The organism is Methylosinus sp. DMC45 (genome assembly GCF_056313885.1).
Genome location: NZ_JBQUZK010000011.1, coordinates 22,176 through 44,147, shown reverse-complemented (window position 1 = coordinate 44,147; position 21,972 = coordinate 22,176). Strand labels below are relative to the sequence as shown.

Here is a 21,972-nt window from a genome sequence, read left to right as displayed (position 1 = left end):
CCCCGCGTTCAGCAAACCTCGGCAGAGATCCACTTAAAATCCGCGGGGAGTTGTCCAGAGAAGCGGGGCCAGCTCTGGCTGCCAGCCCGCTCCCGGCCCTTAACCGGGCGTTCAGACACGCACTTAGCAAGGTCGGGTTCCGGCGCCTTCCGGCCGCAGCCACGAGGCTCGCGGGCTCTTTCCGAAGCGACCGAGCCGGCCTCGACACACTTGGGAGTAACGCTCCGATCGGCTATTCTCTCCGCACAGTTTCGTTTCAGCCTATTCGTCGCCCAAGGCGCAAGGTGATTTTGTGGCGCTCACTCTCACTCGCATCGAGGCGCTCGCGCCGGACCAGGCTTCGCTCGCTGCGGCGCGCAAGCTCCTGAAACCCTCGAGCTGGCCGACTTTGGCGAGCGACGAGCAGGGGCTCGTTTGGGGCGAGGCGCAGGGGTCCGGCTCGGCGCCCTATCGCGTCATCGTCTGCGAAACCGACGCCGGCTATAAATGCACCTGCCCCAGCCGAAAATTTCCCTGCAAGCATTCGCTCGCGCTGATGTGGCTGCGCGTCGAGGGACAGGCGAGTTTTGCGCAAGGCGAGGCTCCGCAATGGGTGCGCGACTGGACGGCGCGTCGACGCGGCCCCTCCGCCGAGTCCGCCGAGCAGCCCCCGCGCGAGACCTCGATCGCGAAGGCGATCCTCGATGAAAACGCGACCGCGGAGACGGCCCCGGAGGCGGAGGCCCGCGCCGCCGCTCTGCGCGAGAAAAACCGCAAAGCGCGCGAGGCGGGCGTGCTAGCGGGTCTGGACGAGCTCGATGTCTGGCTGAAGGATCAGATCGAGCGCGGCCTCGCCGTCTTCGTCGTCGATGCGGCTTCGTCCTGCCGCAAGATGGCGGAGCGCCTCGTCGACGCCAAGGCCCCCGGCCTCGCGACGCGCCTCGACAGCCTACCGGCGCGGCTCTTCGGACTCGGCGAGGCGCTGCGTCCGCAGGCGGCCGCCGAGGAGCTCGGACTGCTTCATCTGATCGCGGAAGCCTATCGTCGGCAGGCGACGCTCGACGCGCCGCTTCGCGACGACGTGCGCCAGATGATCGGCTGGACGCAGACGCGCGAGGCCTTGCTCGCCGATTCCGGCGCGCTGCGGGTCTCGGGTCGTTGGCGCGTGTTCCTGACGCGAGCCATCGTCCAGCCGGATCGGCTGAGGCGGGTCGAGACTTGGCTCCTGCGCGAGCGCGACGCGCAAGGGCCGCGCTTTGCGTTGCTGCTCGATTTCGTGCCGCTGTCCGGCGGCGGCAACGTTTTCGGCTATTCGACTGGAGACGGGTTCGAGGCCGAGCTTGTCTTTTACGGCTCTCCCGTGCCGTTGCGAGCGCTGGTCGCGCGCCAGATCGGGCCTTCGGCGCAGAGCTCCGCGGCGCCTCTCCCCCAGCAGTCGCTCGGGCGCGCCTTCGAGACCTATCGCAGCGCGCTCGCCGCGCGGCCCTGGCTCGATATCTGGCCGATGGCCTTCCACGGCGCGCGCGTCCGACGCGCCGCCTCCGGGACCTTTCTCGTCGACGAGACGGACGCAGGCTTCGCTCTGCCGCTCGCTTCGGAGCAGGACGCCGCCGCGCCCGGCCTCGCCATGGCGTCGCGACTCGACGGCGTCGGCCTCTGGGATGGACGCGGATTTCTCCTCGCCGAAGCGAGTTCCGATCTCGGCCGATGGACGCAGGCATGAGGCGCGCGGCCGTCTCCTCTCTCCTGCCCGGCTTCGTCGTCGGGACGTCGCGACGCGCGCTCGATTATTCGCGCCTCGCCGTTCCGCCCGCCGATCCGAAGGCCGATCTGAAAGCTCTGGCGCTGCTCGCGACGGCGTTGCGCTTCGCGCTGCCGCCCGCGCCGGAAACCTATTTCGCGGTCGGTCCGCGCGACTCCGGGCGGCGCCTCGTTAGGCAAGAGCAGCGCACGCTGATGCTTCGTCTCTTCGTTTCCGGCAAGCCTGCGCTCTCCCCGCAGGACGATCTCGCTTTCGCCGTCACGCTCGCCATGGAGCGCGCGCGCGTCGCGCCGCATCCTTTCGATTTTCACCGCTTGGAGCCCTTCCTGCGCGCGCATGCGGAACGGTTCGGCGCCGACGCGCTGGCCTTCATCGAGCGCGACAAGGCGATCGAGGAACGGCGCAGCTATTTCGACGCGGAATTCATCGTCGACGACAATTGGATCGACGCCACGCCCGCCCGCCGCGGCGATTTTCTCGAGCGGCGCCGGCTGAGCGATGCGCCCCGCGCGCGGGAATTGGCGGAGGCCGTTTGGTCCGGCGAGTCCGCCGACATGCGCTTTCGTCTGCTGAAAGCCTTTCGTGTCGGGCTCTGCGTCGAGGACCGCGCATTTTTGGAAGGGCTCGCCAAGGATCGCGCGCCCAAGGTGCGCGACCTCGCCGCGCGCCTTCTCGGCAAGCTCGCCGGCGCCGATCCGATGCTGGCGGAGGCGATGAAACGCATTCGCGTCGGCAGCCGGGGCCTGCTGCGCAAACGCCTCGCGCTGACGATGGAGCTGCCGGCGACCGTGGCAAAGAATAATTGGCGTCAATGGGTGCGCGAGACATTCTCCGAGATCGAGATCGCCGATTTCGTCTCGGCGCTCGGCGCGACAGAAGAGGAAGCGATCGAGGCGGCGAAGGGCGATGCGCCGCTCCTCGGCGCAATGCTGCTGATGACGCTCCGTGCTCGCCGCTTCGATCTCTTCCGCAAGGTCGCGCCCCTCGGCGCCGATCCGCTCTGGCTGCTGATCGAGGATTTCTTCGCCGACAGCCTCGATCTTCCGCCGGACGATCGGCAGTCCTTCGCCGCCGCCATTTTGCAGGCGGAAGCGCCCGACGCTCGCGGCGGTGGAGTGCTGGCGCAAGCGATGAGCCGTCTGCTGCGCATTCTCGAAGCCCCGCTCGCCGCGCCGACCTTCGACCATCTCTTTCAGTTGGTGGCGAAAGCCGATGCGCAAGCCGTCGAAGCGGCGCTCCAGCCCCGCCTCGTCGCCCTGGCGCCCGCCGAATTCCACCCGCGCCTGCGCTCGCGTCTCGAGGCCAACGCCTCGGATGCGGCCGCGCAAAGCCTCGTCGCGCTCGATCTTCTCGACAGTCTCGAAAGCATTTCGACCCATGGCCAATAATATGAACGAACTGAAATTGCGCCGGTCCGCAGAAGATATTTTCGTGCAGGAGCTCGACGCGCTGCGGCGCGGCGACGACCGGCCTCGGCCCGAGAATTGGCTGATGTCGCCGCAGGCGGCGGTCACTTATCTCATCGGCGGAAAGGCCAAGGACGGAACGCCGATCTCCGCCAAATATGTCGGCAATCGGCGCCTCGTCGAGACGGCGGTCGCGACGCTGGCGACGGATCGCGCGCTGCTGCTGCTCGGCCTGCCGGGCACGGCGAAATCATGGGTGTCGGAACATCTCGCGGCGGCCGTCTCCGGCACGTCGAAGCGGCTCATTCAATGCACCGCCGGCACGGACGAGAATCAAATCCGCTATGGCTGGAACTACGCCATGCTGCTCGCGCATGGTCCATCCATGGACGCGCTCGTCAAGACGCCGCTGACGCGCGCCATGGAGGATGGAAGCATCCTTCGGCTCGAGGAGCTGACCCGCATGGGCTCCGACACGCAGGACACGCTCATCACCGTGCTGTCGGAAAAGACGCTGCCGATCCCCGAGCTCGACACGGCCATAGACGCGCGGCGCGGCTTCAATGTCATCGCGACGGCCAATAATCGCGACAAGGGCGTCAATGAATTGTCCTCCGCGTTGAAGCGGCGCTTCAATGTCGTCGTGCTGCCGTCGCCGGCGACGATCGAGGAAGAGACCGGAATCGTCGTCAAGCGCGTGCGCGAGACCGTCACAGGACTCGGCCTGCCGCCGATCAAATCGCCGGATGCGGAGCTCATGCGCATCGTCACTCTGTTTCGGGAATTGCGCGACGGCAAGACGCTGAACGGCAAGATCAAGCTGAAGACGCCCTCTGGCTCGCTCTCCACGGCGGAGGCGATCTCCGTCGGCGTCGGCGCCTGGGCCGAGGCGGCGCATTTCGGCGAGGGCGCGATGGCGGCCGAGCACATGGCCGCCAATCTCGTCGGCGCCGTCGTCAAGGACCCGGTGCAGGACATGGTCGCGCTTCAAGAATATCTCGAGAATGTGATGCGCTCCCGCGAGGGATGGGACGATCTCTATGGCGCGATCCGCGACGTGATCTGACGCGATGGACTCCCATCTCCATCTTCTCGGCGTGCGCCATCACGGGCCGGGCTCGGCGGCGCTGCTCGTCGCCGCGCTCGACAGGCTCGACCCCGCCGTCGTGCTGATCGAGGGCGCGCCGGAAGGCGAAGCGCTCGCGCCGCATGTCGGCGGCGACGGGTTGAAGCCGCCGGTCGCCATGCTGTTCTACGCGCCGGGCGAGGCCAAGCGCGCGGTCTTCGCGCCCTTCGCGGAATTCTCGCCCGAATGGCAAGCCATGCGCTGGGCGCTCGCGCGCGGCCGTCCTCTGCGCTTCATCGATTGGCCGGCGAGCGTCTCTCTCGCCTTCACGCAGAAGGACGAGGATGCGGAGGAGAATGCGGAGGCGCAGCGCTCCGACCCGCTCGACCTTCTGGCCGAAGCGGCCGGCGTCGCCAATGGCGAAGCGCTGTGGAATACGCTCGTCGAGGAGAGCGGCGGCGCGAGCGATCCAGTCGCCGCTTTCGCCGCCATCGGCGAAGCCATGACCGAGGCGCGCCGCCAAGCCGAGGAGAGCGGCGCGCCCGCCGCCCGTCGCGACGCGATCCGCGAAGCCTTCATGCGTCTCTCCATCCGGAAGGCGCTTCAGGATTTCGGCGGCGCCGTGGTCGCGATCGTCGGCGCCTGGCACATCGACGGCCTCCGCGCGAAAGTTTCGCCCACGGTCGACAAAGCGACGATCAAAGGCCTCGCGAAAGTGAAGGTCGAAGCGACCTGGGCGCCCTGGACCGACAGCCGTCTCGCCTTTGCCTCCGGCTATGGCGCCGGCGTCGTCTCGCCCGGCTGGTTCCGACATCTCTGGCGCGCCTATCGCGAAGAGACGTTCGAGCCCCTATCCTTCGCGGCCGGCTGGCAGGCGCGCACGGCGACCCTGCTCCGCGCGGAGGGCTTCGCCGCCTCGCCCGCCGCCGCCATAGAGGCCGCGCGGCTCACACTGTCGCTCTGCGGATTGCGCGATCTCGCGACGCCCGGCCTCGACGAGATGCGCGATGGCGCGCTGGCCGCGCTCTGCAATGGCGATCCTGTGCCGCTGCGCGTCGTCGAGCGGCGGCTCTATATCGGCGAGACAATCGGCGAGATTTCCGGCGACGCGCCGCAGAGCCCGCTCGCGCGTGATCTCGCGCTCTGGCAGAAGCGCGTGAGGCTGGAGCCGAAGGATATCGAGAGCGACATACGTCTCGATCTGCGCACCGAGGCGGGTCTCGCGAAATCGACGCTGCTGCATCGGCTGCTTCTGCTCGGCGTCTCCTGGGGGACGCTCATCGAGGCGGACGCCGGCCGCGGCACGTTTCGCGAAATCTGGCGCCTCTCCTGGCGTCCGGAATTTTCGGTCGCGCTCGCCGAGGCGCTGATCTACGGCGTCACGATCGAGGAGGCCGCCGGCAATATCATCCGCGACCGCGCCGCGCATTGCGCGCGCGTCATGGACATGGCCAAGATCGTCCGCGCGAGCCTCGTCGCCGATCTTCCCGACGCCGCCGGAGCGGCGATCTCAGCGCTCCAGGCGCTCGCCGTCGACGCCAGCGATCTCACCGATCTGATGCTCGCCGTCGCGCCGCTCGCGAGCGCGCTGCGCTATGGCGTCGCACGGCGGCTCCCCGAGGAGGCGCTGCGCGCGCTGGTGCATGCGCTCGCGGTGGAGGTCAATGCGGGCGTGCGCATCGGCTCGCGTCAACTCGCCGCCGATGTCGCCGCGGCGCGCGTTGCAGCCATGCGCGGCTTCGACGAGGCGCTGGCGATCTTCGACGCGCCCGATCTCGTCGCCGGCTGGCGCAAGGCGCTGGCGCTCATCGTCGAGGACGAGCAGAGCGCGCCGGCGGCGGCGGGCTTCGCGCTTCGGCGCCTCCTCGATCTCGGCCTCTGGACCGCGGAGGCAGCCGCCGCGGCTTTCGCGCGCCGCATGTCCGCCGCGCCGCTGGAGGCTGGCGCCTTCCTCGAGCATTTCGTCGCCGGCGGCGCGGAAATTCTGCTTCAGGACGCGGCGCTGCTCGCGCTCGTGGACGCTTTCATCGTCGATCTCGACGACGATTCCTTTCTCGCCGCGCTTCCCTTGCTGCGACGCGCCTTCTCGGGCTTCGACAGCACGGCGCGCATCCGGCTTATCGATGGCGTCGCGCAAGGGCGGCGCACGCTCTCGCACGCGCCCGCGCCAGAACCCGAGGAGGATGATCCGGCCTTTGCGGCCGCGCTTCCTTTGCTGCTGCGCATTCTCGGACTCGAGGCCGCGTCATGACCAACGACAAGGAACGCATGCGCCGCTGGCGTCTCGCGGTCGGCGGCGAGGAGGCGGAGGCCGCTCTTTCGGACGCTGACCAGCGCCTCTCTCGCGCGCTCGGCGCGCTCTATGAGAGCGACCCCAAGACCGGCCGCCGTGGCGGGCTCGGCGCTTCGGCACCGCGCGTCGCGCGCTGGATCGGCGACATTCGCGAATTTTTTCCGGCCTCCGTCGTCGAGGTGATTCAGAAGGACGCCTTCGAACGCCTCAATCTCAAAGCGCTGCTGTTGGATCCGGAGTTCATCGCGACTCTGGAGCCCGACGTGCATCTCGTCGCCGACCTCATGTCTCTGCGTTCGGCGATGCCGGAGAAGGCCAAGTGCTCCGCGCGCCTCGTCGTGCGGCATGTGGTGGACGAGCTTATGCGGCGCCTCGCGCATAGGACGCTCGAAACGCTGCGCGGCGCGCTCGACCGCCAAAAGCGCACGCGGCGTCCCCGCGCGGCGGACATAGATTGGCGCCGGACCATCGGCGCCAATCTGCGCCATTATCAGCCGGAGCATAGGGCCATCGTGCCCGAGACGCTCATCGGCTTCGCGCGCCGGTCGAAGCAGCGCGCCGATATCGATCATGTGATCCTGTGCGTCGACCAATCGGGCTCGATGGCGGCCTCTGTCATTTACGCGTCGATCTTCGCGGCGGTGATGGCGTCGCTGCCGGCGGTGCGCACCTCGCTCGTCTGCTTCGATACGGCGATCGTCGATCTCACCCAGCAATTGGCCGATCCTGTCGATGTGTTGTTCGGGGTGCAGCTCGGCGGCGGCACCGACATCAACAAGGCGCTGGCCTATTGCGAGGGCCTCGTCGAGCAGCCGGCGAAGACGCATCTCGTTCTGATCAGCGATCTCTTCGAGGGCGGAAGTGCGAAGGACATGATCGCCCGTGTCGCATCGCTGAAGCAAGCGGGCGTGAATGTCATCGTCCTGCTCGCTCTGTCGGATCTCGGCCGCCCCGGCTATGACGCCAATCACGCAGGGCTGATCGCCGCGCTCGACTGTCCCGTGTTCGCCTGCACACCCGACCAGTTTCCGGGCCTCATGGCGACGGCGCTCACTAGGCGGGACATCGGCGCCTGGGCCGCCGCGAACGACATCGCCGTCGTGAGAGCGACCGGCCGTATTTAGCTGAGGCGGTAGACCAACGATCGCTCGCCGGCGGAGCACGAGCGACATAACATCCGCCGCGGTGATGGCGCTTGAACAATCGCTTTTTCCACGATTTACGCGCTCACATTTCGCCTACTGCCCCGCCCGCCAGGGAGATCGATACGGGACCACTTCTCCGAAGATTGATTCGGAACGGGCCAGGGATCTGCCCCGCAAAGCGACGAGCGCTCACCACAGACCGGCGCCGATATCGATCTCCCTCATGCCCAAGCCGCGGACTGCACGAAAAGTGCACGATAATCCTCGAATTCTGAGATCGGCCCGCGACAGCGCTGCAAAGCCCCAGCGCATTGTCCGAGCATGGCCGACGTCATCTCCCTCCCTCTCCGCATGATCTCGATCCATTGGCCGTGTCGAATAATTGACAAAGATCGGGACTGTCAGGAATCTTGTGTGCGGGGCCGGGTTCCCATCACGGTATTCTCAGACTTACCTCGCCCAGATCTGCCCGCGAGCCGAGCCGCCGAGCACGATCGTTATAAGGCCACGCCGAACGTTCAAGACCGAGGCGCCGGCCCGGACTTAGTCTTTCAAGCGAGCGACGAGGAAGGCATCGCCAGAACGGCTCGTGCATTTCTCAGAAAAAGTTGCGCGATGAGCCGCAACGCGCCTCCGATCACGGCAGCCGAGGAGCCGAGAGCATGAGCTACTTCACCGCATCCGACGGCGTAGAAATTTTTTACAAGAGCTTCGGCGACGGCCAGCCGATCGTATTCTCGCATGGCTGGCCGCTGACGGCCGACGCATGGGAAGGGCAAATGCTGTTCTTCGGCATGCGCGGCTATCGCGTCGTGGCGCACGACCGTCGCAGCCATGGCCGCTCCCAGCAGGTCTGGGACGGCAATACGATGGACCGCTACGCGGACGATCTCGCCGAGCTGCTCGAGCTCCTCGATCTGCGCGACGCCGTTCTCGTCGGGCATTCGACCGGCGGCGGCGAGGTCGCACGCTACGTCGGACGCCATGGCGTCGGTCGCGTCGCAAAAGCCGTGCTCGTCGGCGCCGTGCCGCCGATCATGCTCGCCTCGTCCTCCAATCCAGAAGGTCTGCCGATGGACGTGTTCGACAGCACGCGCGCTGGCGTCGCGAGCAATCGATCGCAATTCTTCAAGGATCTCGCCGTTCCTTTCTATGGCCATAACCGAGATGCCGCGAAGCGAAGCGCGGGGCTAGAGGACGCCTTCTGGCTGCAAGGAATGGAGGGCGGGCTAAAGGGGCTCTACGATTGCATCCGCGAGTTTTCTGAACTCGACTATTCGCCCGATCTCGCCAAGATGACGATCCCCACATTGTTCATCCATGGCGATGATGATCAGATCGTTCCCCTCGCGGCCTCGGCGCGGAAGGCCGTTCGGCTGACGCCGCAGGGCGAGCTTCTGGTCTATCCCGGCGGATCGCACGGCCTCGCCCAAACCGACCCAGAGAAATTCAATCACGACGTGCTCGCGTTCATCAAGCGCTGACGCGCGAGGCGCCGCCCAAATCCGCAATCCACAATTGGAGAACGACATGACCGCTAAGCTCGAATTGCTGACGCCGCAGAACAGCCAGCTGATCTTCATCGACCACCAGCCGCAAATGGCCTTTGGGGTTCAGTCGATCGATCGGCAGGCGCTCAAGAACAACGCCGTAGCCCTCGCCAAATCGGCGAAGGTGTTTGCGATTCCGACGACGATCACCACCGTCGAGACGGAAAGCTTCTCCGGCCATACCTATCCAGAGCTGCTCGCCGTTTTCCCCGAGGCGCCGCTCCTCGAGCGCACCTCGATGAATTCCTGGGACGATAAGAAGGTCCGCGACGCGCTGGCCGCGAATGGACGTAAGAAGGTCGTCGTCTCGGGCCTGTGGACCGAGGTCTGCAACAATTCTTTCGCCTTCTGCGCCATGCTGGAAGGCGGCTATGAAATCTACATGGTCGCCGACGCTTCCGGCGGCACGTCGAAGGAAGCGCATGACTACGCCATGCAGCGCATGATTCAGGCGGGCGTCGTGCCCGTGACCTGGCAGCAGGTCCTGCTCGAATGGCAGCGCGACTGGGCGCGGCGCGAAAGCTATGACGCCGTCATGTCGATCGTGAAGGAGCATTCCGGCGCTTACGGCATGGGCGTCGATTACGCCTATACGATGGTGCACAAGGCGCCGGAGCGCGTCTCGCATGGTCCCACGCTCGCGCCCGTCCCGGCGGTCTAGCATGGACACGCTCGGCGGCTCTGACGAGATCGCGGCAGAGCGTCTCAGCCGCGGCTTGCTGCTCACGCTCGCCGCGGCCACCGGGCTCGCGGTCGCCAATATTTATTACAACCAGCCGATGCTCGGCCTGATCGAGGCGTCGCTGGGCCCTGGCGCGGCGACGAGCGTTCCGGTGCTGACGCAGCTCGGCTATGCGTCGGGATTGTTCCTGCTCACGCCGCTCGGCGACGTCACGCGGCGCAAGCAGCTGATCGTCGCTGAATTCGTGCTGCTCGCGATCGCGCTGGTCTTGGCTGGCGCGGCGCCCGATGCGCTCACGCTGGCCATCGCTTCGGCGCTCGTCGGTTTCGCTGCGAGCGTCGCGCAGCAGCTCGTTCCACTCACAGCGGAGCTCGCGCAGCCACAGCGGCGGGGCGCCGCCATCGGCGCGGTGATGTCGGGACTATTGCTCGGCGTGCTGCTGAGCCGCACGCTCGCCGGCTTCGTCGCCGCACAATTCGGCTGGCGCACCATGTTCCTCGCCGCGTCTCCGACGATGCTGCTGGTGGCGCTCGCTCTCCAGGCCATTCTCCCCGATGTGCGCGGCGAGCTGCGCCTCCCCTATCCAGAGCTGATGGGCTCTCTGCGGCGCCTCTGGCGCGATCTGGCGGCGCTACGGCGCGCCGCGTTCACGCAAGCTTTCCTGTTCGCGGCTTTTTCCGCCTTTTGGACCGTGCTGGCGTTACGGCTCGCAGCGCCGCCTCTCGGGCTCGGAGCCGGCTCCGCCGGCTTGTTCGGCGTGGTCGGAACAATAGGCGTAATCGCCGCGCCGCTCGCCGGACGCCTAGCGGACGCGCGCGGACCGTCCACGATCGTTCGCCTGGGCGCGGCTCTCGCGCTGGCTTCCTGGGCGGGGATGGCTCTCTGGAGCGATCTTGCAGGACTCGTCGCCGGCGTTCTGGCGCTCGATCTGGCGATGCAGGCGGCGCTCGTGTCCAATCAGCATGTGATCTATGCGCTGCGCGCCGACGCGCGCGGACGGCTCAACACTCTGTTCATGACGACCATGTTCCTCGGCGGCGCGGGGGGCTCGTTCAGCGCGATGATCGCTTGGCGGCTCGGCGAATGGCCGGCGGTCGCCGTCTTGGGGATGGCGTTCAGCGCGGCGGCGCTCGCTATTCAGCTTCGCGCCCCGCCGCGCCCGTCACTCTCACGAGAAGCAGGAAGCGAAACGCGATGAGCTCTTATCTCCTATCCCTCGGCGCCGGACTTTTGATCGGCGTCATCTACAGCCTGCTCGGCGTCCGCTCCCCCGCGCCGCCGGTCGTCGCGCTCGTCGGGCTCGCCGGTATATTGCTCGGCGAGCAGATCGTTCCGATCGCCAAACGGATCGCCGATCGAGCCGAGCTCACCCGCTTCATTCGCCATGATTGCTCGCAGCATGTTCTGGGGCCGCTCCCCACGAATAGGGACCGCGACGGCTGACGCGGACGCGTCGGTATCCATCAATGACAGGCTCGCGCCACCGGAGGCTCGAAATGAAAGCCAAGGACCTGATTATCGTCAACGCCGAGGTGACGACGCTCGATCGCGCCAATCCCGTCGCCCGCGCCGTCGCGATCCGTGACGGCAAATTTCTCGCCGTCGGCTCCGAGGCGGAGATACGCGCGGCGGCGCCCGACGCGGATGTGATCGACGCTGGCGGCAGGCGGCTCGTGCCCGGCCTCATCGACAGCCATATTCACGTGATCCGCGGCGGGCTCAACTACAATATGGAGCTGCGCTGGGACGGTGTGCCGACTCTCGCCGATGCGATGGCGATGCTGAAGAAGCAGGCGGAAAACACGCCGCCGCCGCAATGGGTGCGCGTCGTCGGCGGCTTCACCGAACATCAGTTCGCCGAGAAGCGCTTGCCGACTCTGGACGAGATCAACGCCGCGGCGCCCGAGACGCCGGTGTTCATTCTGCATCTTTATGATCGCGCCTTGCTGAACGCGGCGGCGTTGCGCGTCGTCGGCTACACGAAGGACACGCCGAATCCGCCGGGCGGCGAGATCGTTCGTGACGCCGCCGGCAATCCGACCGGACTGCTGCTCGCTCGGCCCAACGCCATGATTCTCTATTCCACGCTGGCCAAGGGTCCGAAGCTGCCGCATGATTATCAGCTGAATTCCACCCGGCATTTCATGCGCGAGCTGAATTCGCTCGGCGTCACCAGCGTCATCGACGCCGGCGGCGGATTCCAGAATTATCCCGACGACTACCAGATCATCGAGACGCTGCATCGAGACGGCGAGCTGACGCTGCGCATCGCCTATAATCTCTTCACGCAAAAGCCGCGGGAAGAGCTCGCCGATTTTGCGAATTGGTCGACGAAGGTGAAGCCGGGCGATGGCGACGATCTCTATCGCCACAATGGCGCCGGCGAAATGCTGGTCTATTCCGCGGCCGATTTCGAAGACTTCCGCGTCGAGCGTCCGGACATGCCGGCGAGCATGGAAGCCGATCTCGAGCCGGTCGTGCGCCTGCTCGCCGAACGCAAATGGCCCTGGCGGCTCCATGCGACCTATGACGAGACGATCGGCCGCGCGCTCGATGTATTCGAGAAGGTCGACAAAGATATTCCGCTCGCGGGCTTGAATTGGTTTTTCGACCATGCCGAGACAGTCAGCGAGCGCAACATCGACCGCATAGCGGCTCTGGGCGGCGGCGTCGCCGTTCAGCATCGCATGGCGTTTCAGGGCGAATATTTCGTCGAGCGCTATGGCGCCAAAGCCGCGGAGGCGACGCCGCCGATTACACGCATGATGGCCGCCGGCCTGAAGGTCGGCGCGGGCACCGATGCGACGCGCGTCGCAAGCTATAATCCATGGGTTTCGCTCTCCTGGCTCGTCACCGGCAGGACGCTCGGCGGCCTCACGCTCTATCCCGCGCGCAACCGTCTCGATCGCGAGACGGCGCTGCGCCTCTGGACCGAAGCCAACACTTGGTTCTCGAACGAAGAAGGCAAGAAGGGCGAAATCAAAGTGGGGCAGCTCGCCGATCTCGCGCTGCTGTCCGATGATTATTTCAAAGTCGCCGAAAGCGAGATCGTCCACATACGTTCCGTGCTGACGCTGCTCGGCGGCAAGATCGTTCACGGCGAAGGCGATTACGCCACGCTCGCGCCCGCGCTGCTGAAAGCCATGCCAGATTGGTCGCCCGTCGCCTCCTTCGGCGGCTATCGCCGCGCGCCCGACGCCACGCGAAAGTTGGCCTCCGCCTGCGGCTGCGTTTCCGCCTGCGCCGTGCATGGGCACGACCATGCGGCCGCGCTTGGCGCGCAAGTTCCGACAGCCGATGCGCGGAGCTTTTGGGGCGCCTTCGGTTGCGGCTGCTGGGCGGTTTGAGTGTCGATTCCGAAATTGGAGATAAATATGCGCCGAACCAAATTCCTCGTCGCGGCCGCCGCATTCGGCCTCAGCGCCGCCATCGCCACAGCGGCTCCCGCCGCCGCCCGGCCGCGCGCGGCGACCGACTTCGCCGTGGGACCGCAATATGACACGACTCATGTCTATGTCGCAGCGGCGGACTTCGACAAATTCGTCGCGAGCTTCGTCGCGACATTCGGCGGCGAGACCAGCAAGCAGGGCCAATTCCAGGTCACGCCCACATCCAGCCTCACCAAATCGCAGCTCGTGCTCACGCCTGCGGGCACGATTTCCGTGTTCGGCTTTCTCACGCCCGTTCCCTATCCTTTCGGGGCCGAGCGCACCGGCTATCTCGTCACCGACATAGACGCCGCGGTGAAGGCGGCGCGACGCAATGGGGCGATACGGCTGATCGAAACCTTCCCCGACCCCATCGGCCGCGACGTCGTGGTGCAATGGCCGGGCGGCGTGAACATGCAGCTCTATTGGCATACGGCCAAGCCGAATTATGCGCCGCTGACGAGCATCCCCGAAAACCGCGTCTATCTCACCGCCGACGCCGCCGATGAGTTCATCCGTCGCTGGACCGGCTTCTCGCATGGACGCATCCTCTCCGACGAGAAGTCGGCGCCCGGGAGCGAAGTCGGTCAGCCGGACAGGACGATCCGCCGCGTCCGCATCGCCTCCGGCTATGGCAAGCTCACGCTTCTGGTCTCCAACGGACAATTGCCCTGGCCGTGGGGCCGCGATTTCACCGGCTATGAGGTGAGCGACCTCGAAGCGACGCTCGCCAAGGCGAAGGCGGCCGACGCAAGAATTGTCGCACAGCCCTATGACGCCGGAGATCGACGGGCGGCGTTCGTCGAATTTCCAGGCGGCTATATCGCCGAAATCCATCAGGCGCGCGCGCGATGAGCGCGAGCTCCGAGCCCATCGCGGCGATTCTCTCGTCGCGATGGACGAGCTTCCTCATTCGCCTGCTGCTCGTCGCGGCCTATCTGCTCGGCGGCGTGAGCAAGCTTTTGGATTGGCCCGGCGCTGTGGCGGAACAGGCGCATTTCGGACTGCATCCGCCCACCCTCTTCGCCGCATTGACGATCGCGGTCGAGCTCATCGGTCCAGCGCTCATTCTTCTCGATCGATTGGCGTGGCTCGGAGCGGCGGCGCTCGGGATTTTCACCTTGCTCGCCGCTTTCATCGCCAATCCCTTTTGGACGATGCAGGGGCCGGAGCGCATAGCGGCGGCGAACGCCTTTTTCGAGCATCTCGGACTCGTCGCGGGCTTCGCCCTCATCGCCATGCTCGACCTCGGCAAGCGCGACCGAAAGCCGCTCATGGACGATCCCTCGCAGTCTCCGCTGCCATGGCTGCTGTTGCTGCTGTCGGTCACGACCGGCCTCGTCGATGCGATCAGCGTGCTCGGCCTCGGCAAGGTCTTCACCGCGAATATGACCGGCAATATCGTCTTCCTCGGCCTCGCCGCGACAGGGGCGCCTGCCTTCGAGCCGATTCCTTATCTCGTCGCCCTCTCCGCCTTTCTGCTAGGCGCGCTCGGCGCCGGACGCATCGGTCGCGCGCATGTCGGCCTGCCGCTGCGTCGCTGGCTGACCGCGGCCGCGATCATCGAGGCGCTATTGATCTGGGCGAGCGCGGTCATGGCCTTCGGGGTCGAAGCCACGAGCCCGCGCTCGGCGATAACAATCTACGCGATCATCGCATTCACCGCCGTCGCCATGGGTTTTCGCAACGCGACCATTCGGCAGCTCAAGATTCCCGATCTGACCACGACCGTTCTGACCTTGACGCTGACCGGACTCGCCGCGGATTCGCCGCTCGCCGGCGGCGCCGACGCCAATTGGCCGCGGCGCCTGGGCAGTGTCGCGGCAATCTTTCTCGGCGCGGGGATCGGCGCGTTTCTCGTCGTCCATAGCGGTCTCGCGGCGCCGCTGTTCCTGGCCGGAGCGCTGATCCTGCTCGGAACCATCCTCTGCGCGCTTCATCCCTCATCGAGCGAGCCGGCAAAGGGTTGACGAGGTTTTCTCGAGAATGAGATTCCGATCAAACGTCGCTCAGCCCTTCGACCGGCAAATCGGCTGCGCCGAGCGCGACAAAGCGATCGACCAGCCACGAGGCGGCCGGGCCTGGCGGAGCCTCGCGCCGCCAAATGCACGAAAAGCGATAGAGGCCGCCCGGATGATCCGGCATGGCGAGCCGCACCAATGCGCCCGACGCCAGATCGCTCGCGACCATATGCAAAGGCATGTTGCCCCAGCCGACGCCCTCGCGCAGCAGAGCATGCTTGGCGCCGAGATCGGCGAGCCGCCATGTACGCGGGCTGATCACCGCGAAATCACGTCCCTCGGTGAAGCGCGAGCGATCCGTGAGCACGAGCTGCGTATGCTCGCGCGCGGCGCCGGGCGGGATGCGCGCCATGCGTCCGAGCGGATGGTCTGGAGCCGCGACAGGCGCCAAGGCCGCCGATCCGGCCGCTATGCTCTCTATCCCCTCGACGCCGAGCGCGAGCGGCCCCGACACGCCGATCATCGCCGCGCCGCCCTGCACCATCGCCGTGACCGCGCCCAACGCCTCCATATGCAGCCGCAGTTGTACCGTGGGGAATTGCTGCGCGAAGTCCCGCAGCACGGTCCCTACCCGCTCCGTCGGCAGCATCACATCGACGGCGAGATCGACCTCCGCCTCCAGCCCTTCGAGCAGGCCTTTGACCTTGGCGCGCAAATCCTCGACGCCGCGCGAGATTGCCCGCGCCTCCGCCAGCAGCGCGCGCCCCGCCACGGTGAGCCGTGGCTTGCGCGTTCCCTCGCGCTCGAACAGCTCAATGCCGAGCTGCGCCTCGAGATTGGCGATCCCATAGCTGATCACCGAGACGGCGCGGTTCAGCCGCCGCGCCGCGCCGGCGAAGCTGCCGGCGTCGACGATGGCCAGAAAAATGGTCAGCTGGTCGAGGCTGGGCGCGCCGGGATTGCTCACTTTTCAACTTTCTCGAATAGTTCGACAAAAATTATCCGACTGATCAGAAAGGCGCGCAACCCTTAAATCCGTCTCCATCGACAGCGACCGATCACGCGACAGGAGATTGCAAATGATCGAACTGAGACCTTTCGACAGCCTCGGCGGCGCCGATCACGGCTGGCTCGACGCCAAGCATCATTTCTCATTCGCCGGCTATCACGATCCCGAGCGGATGCATTGGGGCAATCTGCGCGTCTGGAACGACGACACGATCGCGCCGCACTCCGGATTCCCCACGCACCTGCATCGCGACATGGAAATCGTCACCTATGTGCGCGAGGGCGCGATCACGCATCAGGACAGTCTCGGCAACAAGGGCCGCACCGCGGCCGGCGACGTGCAGGTGATGAGCGCGGGCTCCGGCATCGCGCATTCCGAATATAATCTCGAGAATGAGACGACCCGGATCTTTCAAATCTGGATCCTGCCGACGACGCGCGGCGGCGCGCCCAGTTGGGGCTCGCGCCCCTTCCCCAAGGGCGAGCGGTCAGGACGCTTCGTCACGCTCGCTTCCGGCTTCGACAAGGACGGCGACGCGCTGCCGATCCGCACCGATGCGCGCGTCCTCGGCGCGACGCTCGAGGCCGGCGCGACGGCGGAATATACGCTCGGCCGCGAGCGCAAAGCCTATCTCGTGCCGGCGAGCGGCGCCGTGCGGATCGACGATCTGCGCGTGAACGCCCGCGACGGCGCCGCCATCAGCGACGTCGACGTCCTACGCGTCACAGCGCTGGAGGACAGCGAGATCGTTCTCGTCGACGCCGCGTGACCTCGGGACCGGCTCCCGGGCGCCGGCAACCATTCAAATCGTGAAAAAAGGATCGAGACAATGACCAATGTTCGTAACGCGGAATACGCCGCTCTGCTGCTTCGTGTGACCCTCGGCGCGCTGTTTCTCGCGCATGGGCTGCTCAAAATTTTCGTGTTCACATTGCCGGGAACGGCGAAATTTTTCGATTCGCTCGGCTATCCGTCGCTGCTCGCCTATGTGGTCGTGGCCGCGGAGATCGGCGGGGGCCTCGCATTGATCTTCGGCGCGCTCACGCGCATCGTGTCCGTCGCGCTCATTCCCGTGATGATCGGCGCGCTGCTCGTGCATCTTCCCAATGGCTGGCTGTTCTCCAACGCCAATGGCGGATGGGAGTTTCCGGCGCTATGGACGGCGCTCCTGATCGTGCAGGCTCTGCTCGGCCCCGGCGCTTTCGCCGCCGGGCGCCTTTACGCAGAAGGCCAGGCGCTCAGGAGCGCCGCGCGCAGCTGAAGCAAAGAGCCGGCCACCCACGACAAAGAACGAGCAGGTTACACAGAGCACTCATCGACGCGCTCCCCACCCTGCTCGCAAACGACCTCCGCCGAACTGCTCTGAACAACTTTGCCAGGAGATGACCGATGCGCGATCTCAAATCTCATGAGCCGAACGATTCGGGCCAATCCTTCTGGTCCGCGTTCCGCCATCGTGCTTTCGCGATCATATGGACCGCGACGGTCGTCTCGAACATCGGAACCTGGATGTACAACGCCGCATCAGGCTGGCTGATGACCGGCCTGGACGCTAGCCCGATGACAGTATCGCTGATTCAGGTCGCGTCGAGCCTGCCCATGTTTCTTTTCGCACTACCGGCCGGGGCGCTCGCCGACATCGTCGACAGACGCCGCTTCCTCATCTATGCGGAAATTTCCGTCACCATCGTTGCCGCAGCGAGCGCCGTGCTCGTCAGGCTCGATATCATCACTCCTTTCCTCTTGCTGCTCTGCACCTTCCTCCTGAGCATCGGGGCAGCCCTCACCGCGCCCGCCTGGCAATCGATCGTTCCGCAATTGGTCCCTCGCCGTGATCTCCCCGCGGCGGTCGCGGGCAATGGCGTCGGCATCAACATCAGCCGCGCCATTGGTCCAGCCCTCGCGGGCGTCGTCATCGGCGCGTTCGGAAACGCGGCTCCGTTCTGGCTCAACGCCGCGAGCAATTTCGCCGTGATCGGCGCGCTCCTATGGTGGCGTCCGCCTGCGAACACCGAGCATGCGCTGCCGGCCGAACGGCTGATGAGCGCATTGATCATCGGATTTCGTCATGCCCGCTATAATCGGCCATTGAGGGCCACTTTGATGAGAGCGGCTTTCTTCTTCTATTTCGCGAGCGCCTATTGGGCTCTCCTTCCGCTGATCGCGCGCAGCCAAATCGAGAGCGGCCCTGCCATCTATGGCATGCTTCTCGGCGCCATCGGTCTAGGCGCCGTCATCGGCGCGTTGGCGCTTCCGCGTCTGAGGCGAGCGCTCGACGCAGACGGGCTCGTCATTCTGGGCTCCTGCGGCACAGCGGCCACATTGGCGACGCTCGGACTCGCGCGCTCGCCGACGCCCGCCTTGGCCGCATGTGTTCTCGCCGGCTTCTCCTGGATCCTCGTGATCGCGACGCTCAATGTTTCAGCGCAGATCTCGCTGCCGGACTGGGTGAGGGGACGCGGACTCGCCATGTTCGCGACCGCTTTCTTTGGCGCGATGACCCTCGGCAGCGCAGTCTGGGGGCAAATAGCCACGATGCTCGATCTTTCGACGACGAATTACGTCGCAGCGGCAGGCCTTCTGTTCGGCATTCTCCCGAGCCGCCGATGGAAGCTGTCCGCAGGCGCCTGCACGGATCTCACTCCGTCCATGCATTGGCCGAACCCGGTGATCTCGATCAATGCGGAGGCGGATCGAGGCCCCGTCATGATCAGCGTCGAATATTCTGTCGACTCCCAGCATCGCGACGCCTTTTTGCAGGCTGTCCGCGAGCTCGGCGAAGGACGACGCCGCGACGGGGCCTATGCCTGGGATATTTTCGAAGATGTCGCCCAAGAGGGACGCTTCGTCGAAATCTTCTACGTCGCTTCTTGGCTCGAGCATTTGCGGCAGCATCGTCGCGTGACGAACACCGATCGCATCCTTCAGGAAATGGTTCGCCAATTCGGGGCCGACCAGGAGCCTAAAGTCACGCATCTCATCGCCGCATCATCGAGCGCCTCCGGCTCCGAGCGGATCGCCTCATAGGTCGTTCACCACAGAAATTTGACTTCCGCGCCGAGATAATTGCCGTCATGTCCACCAGCGCGACGAATTGTGTCGCCTGCCGCAAAATGCACGCATTCGAGCGCTGCGGAAAGATTTGCCGTTACAGCCCAATCCACGCGCAATTGCTCATAGGCGCCGGTCCAGCGGCCCGGCGATCCGGCAGTGCCGGCGACGGCGATATTCGGAAACACATAGATCGCATCCGCTGTGGTTTCGCGCCATTGCAGGCCGACGCCCGCGAGCACAGTCACCTTGTCGCTCGCCGCGAGAGTGAGGGACGGTTTGAGGTGAATGAGATTGGCATAGCCCGTGAATCCCGCCAGCGTGAAGTAATAGCCATTGGGAAACAGCGGATCGAAGGTCTCGATCCGTCCATCTCCCCTGCGCCGGTCCCCAGAGGCTGCATCCGCTTGAATTCCGATGCGCGGCCTCAACGGCAGCATCGAGAAGCGATAGCCTGCGCGCGCCCCGACAGCCCATGCGCGAATGCTCTTGGCGCCGACGCTTCCCGACTGCGCCATTCCCTCGACATCCCAATCGAATCCGTCTTTTTCTCCAGCGAAGCGAATATCGAAAATATGTCGACGCTCGCTTCCCGAAGCGTCCAGATAGGAGGCGCTTCTATTGCCGTAAAAGGAATAATATGCGGAGAGCTCGTTCTGGCCGAAGACATGCCGCTCCAGGCGTAGCGTATGGAATTGAACATCTCTCGTCGATCTATCGTCGAAAGCCTGTTCCCGATAATATTGAACCGGGCGGCTCACGAAGCCGAGAACGCGCCACGGCTCAACCTCGAAATCGAGCCACGCCGCGTCGAACGCCTGCCTGACGTTCGGACCGTCGCGATTCGAGACGAAGCGCTGGAGATCGAAAGCGAACTCCTGACGACCGATGCGCGCCTTCAGCGCGCCCTCGGGAAAAGCGTGGCCATATTCCAAATAGGCCAAACGAAGATCGGGGGGATTCTGATCGGCCTTTCCGAGATTTTTCTTGTCAAAGGCGCGCGCGTCCTCGATTTGCGCAAAGATCCGCCAATCCTCATTCAAATGCAAATCGGCGTGTAGCTGAATGCGCTGAAGCAGATAGCTGTTGTTCCGATTGGTCTTGCCGACGCCGAAGGACGGCGCATTGGCGAGCTCGAATCGCTCACGCAGAGTCGCGCCGAAAGAGAGATATAAATTCGGATCGCTCGGCGACAGCGGGATGAATTTGAGCTCGTCTCCGGCCTCTGTGCGGAGGCCGGGATCGGCGAGCGCGGACCAATTCTCCTGCCACCGATTGGACATGAGCCGCGGTCGGCTAGGCGCGACGCTCGCGGCTTCATCCGCATGCGCGCCGCAAGCCGAGACGATCACGATCAACGCCAACGCGTTTCTGCCGCCGCGCCACGACATGATGTTCCCCCCCCTTCGCCGAACACTCACTGCGCGACCTCGAGCCATCGTCCGAGACATACGATCAGCGGCGTGGTCTTGCCGACCCAGCGACAGGCGCGCCGGCCGCGGTCGTCTACCTGGACCAAGTCGTCATCGATCCTCACGATTTTCTCGCGACGATCGAATACGCCGGCTGCCGCGAAGCGTCTTGCATGTTCGTATGCGCTATTTCACAATCGTCCTGTGACAGCGGGGCGTCCTACTATCGCACGCGCTGCCGCCAAACCTTCGGCGTCACACCGACATCCCTGCTGAAAATTCGCGTGAAATGACTTTGGTCGGAAAAGCCGCAGTGAAGCGCGATTTCCGACAAGGGGAGGTTCGTCGTGCGCAACAAGCGCTGCGCATTGTCGATCCGCTGCTTCAGCAGCCATTGATAGGGGCTGATACCCGTCGACTCGCGAAAAGCCCTGAAAAAGTGACTGCGCGACATGTTCAAGGCCTCAGCGATCGCGGCGATCGACGTCCCATCCTCCTCGTCGGTGGAGACGAGCATCTCCTTCGCCTTCCGAACCATCACGGAACCCAGTCCGCGATCGAAGCCCGTCGCTTCGCTTCGCCGATCGCCATGACGCTTCAACAGATGCGCGCCGATCGTAGTCGCCATCTGCTCGACCAGGATCGGATCGAGGAGCTCCGGATCCTCGAGGAGTGGGAGAACGGCGTTTGCGAGGTGATATAATGTCATGTCTCGCTTCGCGAGCTGGCGGGCCAGTCCGACGTCCGGTGAAACGCCTGCGACTTTCTCTGCATCCCGCCAAAACTCCGGCATCAACTCGATGAGAAAGAAGTCGAAGCTTCCATCCATCTCGGCTTTGTAGTTCTCTTCGAAGTCTCGGAGATAGATGTCGCCATGATCGAATAGGCAATCATGCGCGGCCCGGCCTTCTCGGAGGCTGCGCCGGTGTCCGTCGGCCAGGGAAATCCCGATCAGAACGCCGCGATCCTGCGCCTGCGTGGCGACTTGCGCACGATGCCGCCCGCTGGCGGCCTTGCGGCGAAAAACCATATGGCCCGCATCCAATGCCTGATCCTTGCTCAGCTCGGTCAGCGAACAGCCGAGAGAGTCCTTTATGGCGCCCGCTTTCGGGCTCGCGCCTTTTGCCGCTGCATCCATTTTCGTTTTCCTTCAGCATGTTGCGAAAAGGATTCTGCGCCGTTTCCGCCTCGGTAGGCCCACGCGCTCGACGGTCGGGAGACAATTCGC

At 65.2% G+C, this 21,972-nt stretch carries 18 protein-coding genes; 15 read left to right on the top strand and 3 right to left on the bottom strand.

The window, feature by feature from the left end:
* Positions 1-292: 292 nt before the first annotated feature.
* The 12 genes from ACT53T_RS03720 (at position 293) to ACT53T_RS03665 (ending at position 15,281) form a co-directional block, all read left to right on the top strand.
* Positions 293-1,702, top strand: a complete 1,410-nt coding sequence (locus ACT53T_RS03720) for an SWIM zinc finger family protein (protein WP_476160159.1) — start codon at positions 293-295, stop codon at positions 1,700-1,702.
* On the top strand, positions 1,699-3,129 hold the full coding sequence (locus ACT53T_RS03715) for a DUF5691 domain-containing protein (protein WP_476160158.1): 1,431 nt from the start codon (positions 1,699-1,701) through the stop codon (positions 3,127-3,129). Before ACT53T_RS03720 ends, ACT53T_RS03715 begins: the two co-directional genes overlap by 4 nt.
* The gene (locus ACT53T_RS03710) at positions 3,119-4,213 is read left to right on the top strand and encodes an ATP-binding protein (RefSeq protein ID WP_476160156.1); all 1,095 of its coding nucleotides are present in this window, start codon (positions 3,119-3,121) and stop codon (positions 4,211-4,213) included. The genes ACT53T_RS03715 and ACT53T_RS03710 overlap by 11 nt, the downstream gene beginning before the upstream one ends.
* A 4-nt stretch (positions 4,214-4,217) precedes the next feature.
* On the top strand, positions 4,218-6,464 hold the full coding sequence (locus tag ACT53T_RS03705; RefSeq protein ID WP_476160154.1) for a DUF5682 family protein: 2,247 nt from the start codon (positions 4,218-4,220) through the stop codon (positions 6,462-6,464).
* The gene (locus tag ACT53T_RS03700; protein WP_476160152.1) at positions 6,461-7,630 is read left to right on the top strand and encodes a VWA domain-containing protein; all 1,170 of its coding nucleotides are present in this window, start codon (positions 6,461-6,463) and stop codon (positions 7,628-7,630) included. Before ACT53T_RS03705 ends, ACT53T_RS03700 begins: the two co-directional genes overlap by 4 nt.
* A gap of 683 nt (positions 7,631-8,313) precedes the next feature.
* The gene (locus ACT53T_RS03695; RefSeq protein ID WP_142861389.1) at positions 8,314-9,135 is read left to right on the top strand and encodes an alpha/beta fold hydrolase; all 822 of its coding nucleotides are present in this window, start codon (positions 8,314-8,316) and stop codon (positions 9,133-9,135) included.
* Positions 9,136-9,181: 46 nt separating this feature from the next.
* The gene (locus tag ACT53T_RS03690; RefSeq protein ID WP_142861390.1) at positions 9,182-9,862 is read left to right on the top strand and encodes a hydrolase; all 681 of its coding nucleotides are present in this window, start codon (positions 9,182-9,184) and stop codon (positions 9,860-9,862) included.
* Between the two features lies 1 nt (position 9,863).
* Entirely contained in the window at positions 9,864-11,081 is a 1,218-nt protein-coding gene (locus ACT53T_RS03685; protein WP_476160151.1) for an MFS transporter, read from the top strand.
* Positions 11,078-11,326 carry a XapX domain-containing protein gene (locus ACT53T_RS03680; protein ID WP_142861392.1) on the top strand — a complete coding sequence of 83 codons (249 nt, stop codon included), beginning with the start codon at positions 11,078-11,080 and terminating at the stop codon, positions 11,324-11,326. The genes ACT53T_RS03685 and ACT53T_RS03680 overlap by 4 nt, the downstream gene beginning before the upstream one ends.
* A gap of 53 nt (positions 11,327-11,379) precedes the next feature.
* Entirely contained in the window at positions 11,380-13,230 is a 1,851-nt protein-coding gene (locus ACT53T_RS03675; RefSeq protein ID WP_476160148.1) for an amidohydrolase, read from the top strand.
* 27 nt (positions 13,231-13,257) lie between these two features.
* Positions 13,258-14,166: a VOC family protein gene (locus ACT53T_RS03670; RefSeq protein WP_476160147.1), complete on the top strand. Its 909-nt coding sequence runs from the start codon at positions 13,258-13,260 to the stop codon at positions 14,164-14,166.
* Positions 14,163-15,281: a DUF1275 family protein gene (locus tag ACT53T_RS03665; protein ID WP_476160146.1), complete on the top strand. Its 1,119-nt coding sequence runs from the start codon at positions 14,163-14,165 to the stop codon at positions 15,279-15,281. Before ACT53T_RS03670 ends, ACT53T_RS03665 begins: the two co-directional genes overlap by 4 nt.
* Before the next feature lie 28 nt (positions 15,282-15,309).
* Here the strand turns inward: ACT53T_RS03665 and ACT53T_RS03660 are convergent, their stop codons facing one another.
* Positions 15,310-16,239, bottom strand: a complete 930-nt coding sequence (locus tag ACT53T_RS03660) for a LysR family transcriptional regulator (protein WP_476160145.1) — start codon at positions 16,237-16,239, stop codon at positions 15,310-15,312.
* Between the two features lie 112 nt (positions 16,240-16,351).
* Between ACT53T_RS03660 and ACT53T_RS03655 the strand changes: the two genes are divergently transcribed.
* The 3 genes from ACT53T_RS03655 (at position 16,352) to ACT53T_RS03645 (ending at position 19,308) form a co-directional block, all read left to right on the top strand.
* On the top strand, positions 16,352-17,050 hold the full coding sequence (locus ACT53T_RS03655; protein ID WP_476160144.1) for a pirin family protein: 699 nt from the start codon (positions 16,352-16,354) through the stop codon (positions 17,048-17,050).
* Between the two features lie 60 nt (positions 17,051-17,110).
* Entirely contained in the window at positions 17,111-17,542 is a 432-nt protein-coding gene (locus ACT53T_RS03650; protein ID WP_476160143.1) for a DoxX family protein, read from the top strand.
* A gap of 128 nt (positions 17,543-17,670) precedes the next feature.
* Entirely contained in the window at positions 17,671-19,308 is a 1,638-nt protein-coding gene (locus tag ACT53T_RS03645; RefSeq protein WP_476160142.1) for an MFS transporter, read from the top strand.
* Positions 19,309-19,313: 5 nt separating this feature from the next.
* On the opposite strand, the gene ACT53T_RS03640 is transcribed toward ACT53T_RS03645, so the two are convergent.
* On the bottom strand, positions 19,314-20,723 hold the full coding sequence (locus tag ACT53T_RS03640; RefSeq protein ID WP_476160141.1) for an alginate export family protein: 1,410 nt from the start codon (positions 20,721-20,723) through the stop codon (positions 19,314-19,316).
* 244 nt (positions 20,724-20,967) lie between these two features.
* Complete coding sequence (locus ACT53T_RS03635; protein WP_476160139.1) at positions 20,968-21,882, bottom strand: helix-turn-helix transcriptional regulator; 915 nt, start codon at positions 21,880-21,882, stop codon at positions 20,968-20,970.
* Positions 21,883-21,972: the final 90 nt, after the last annotated feature.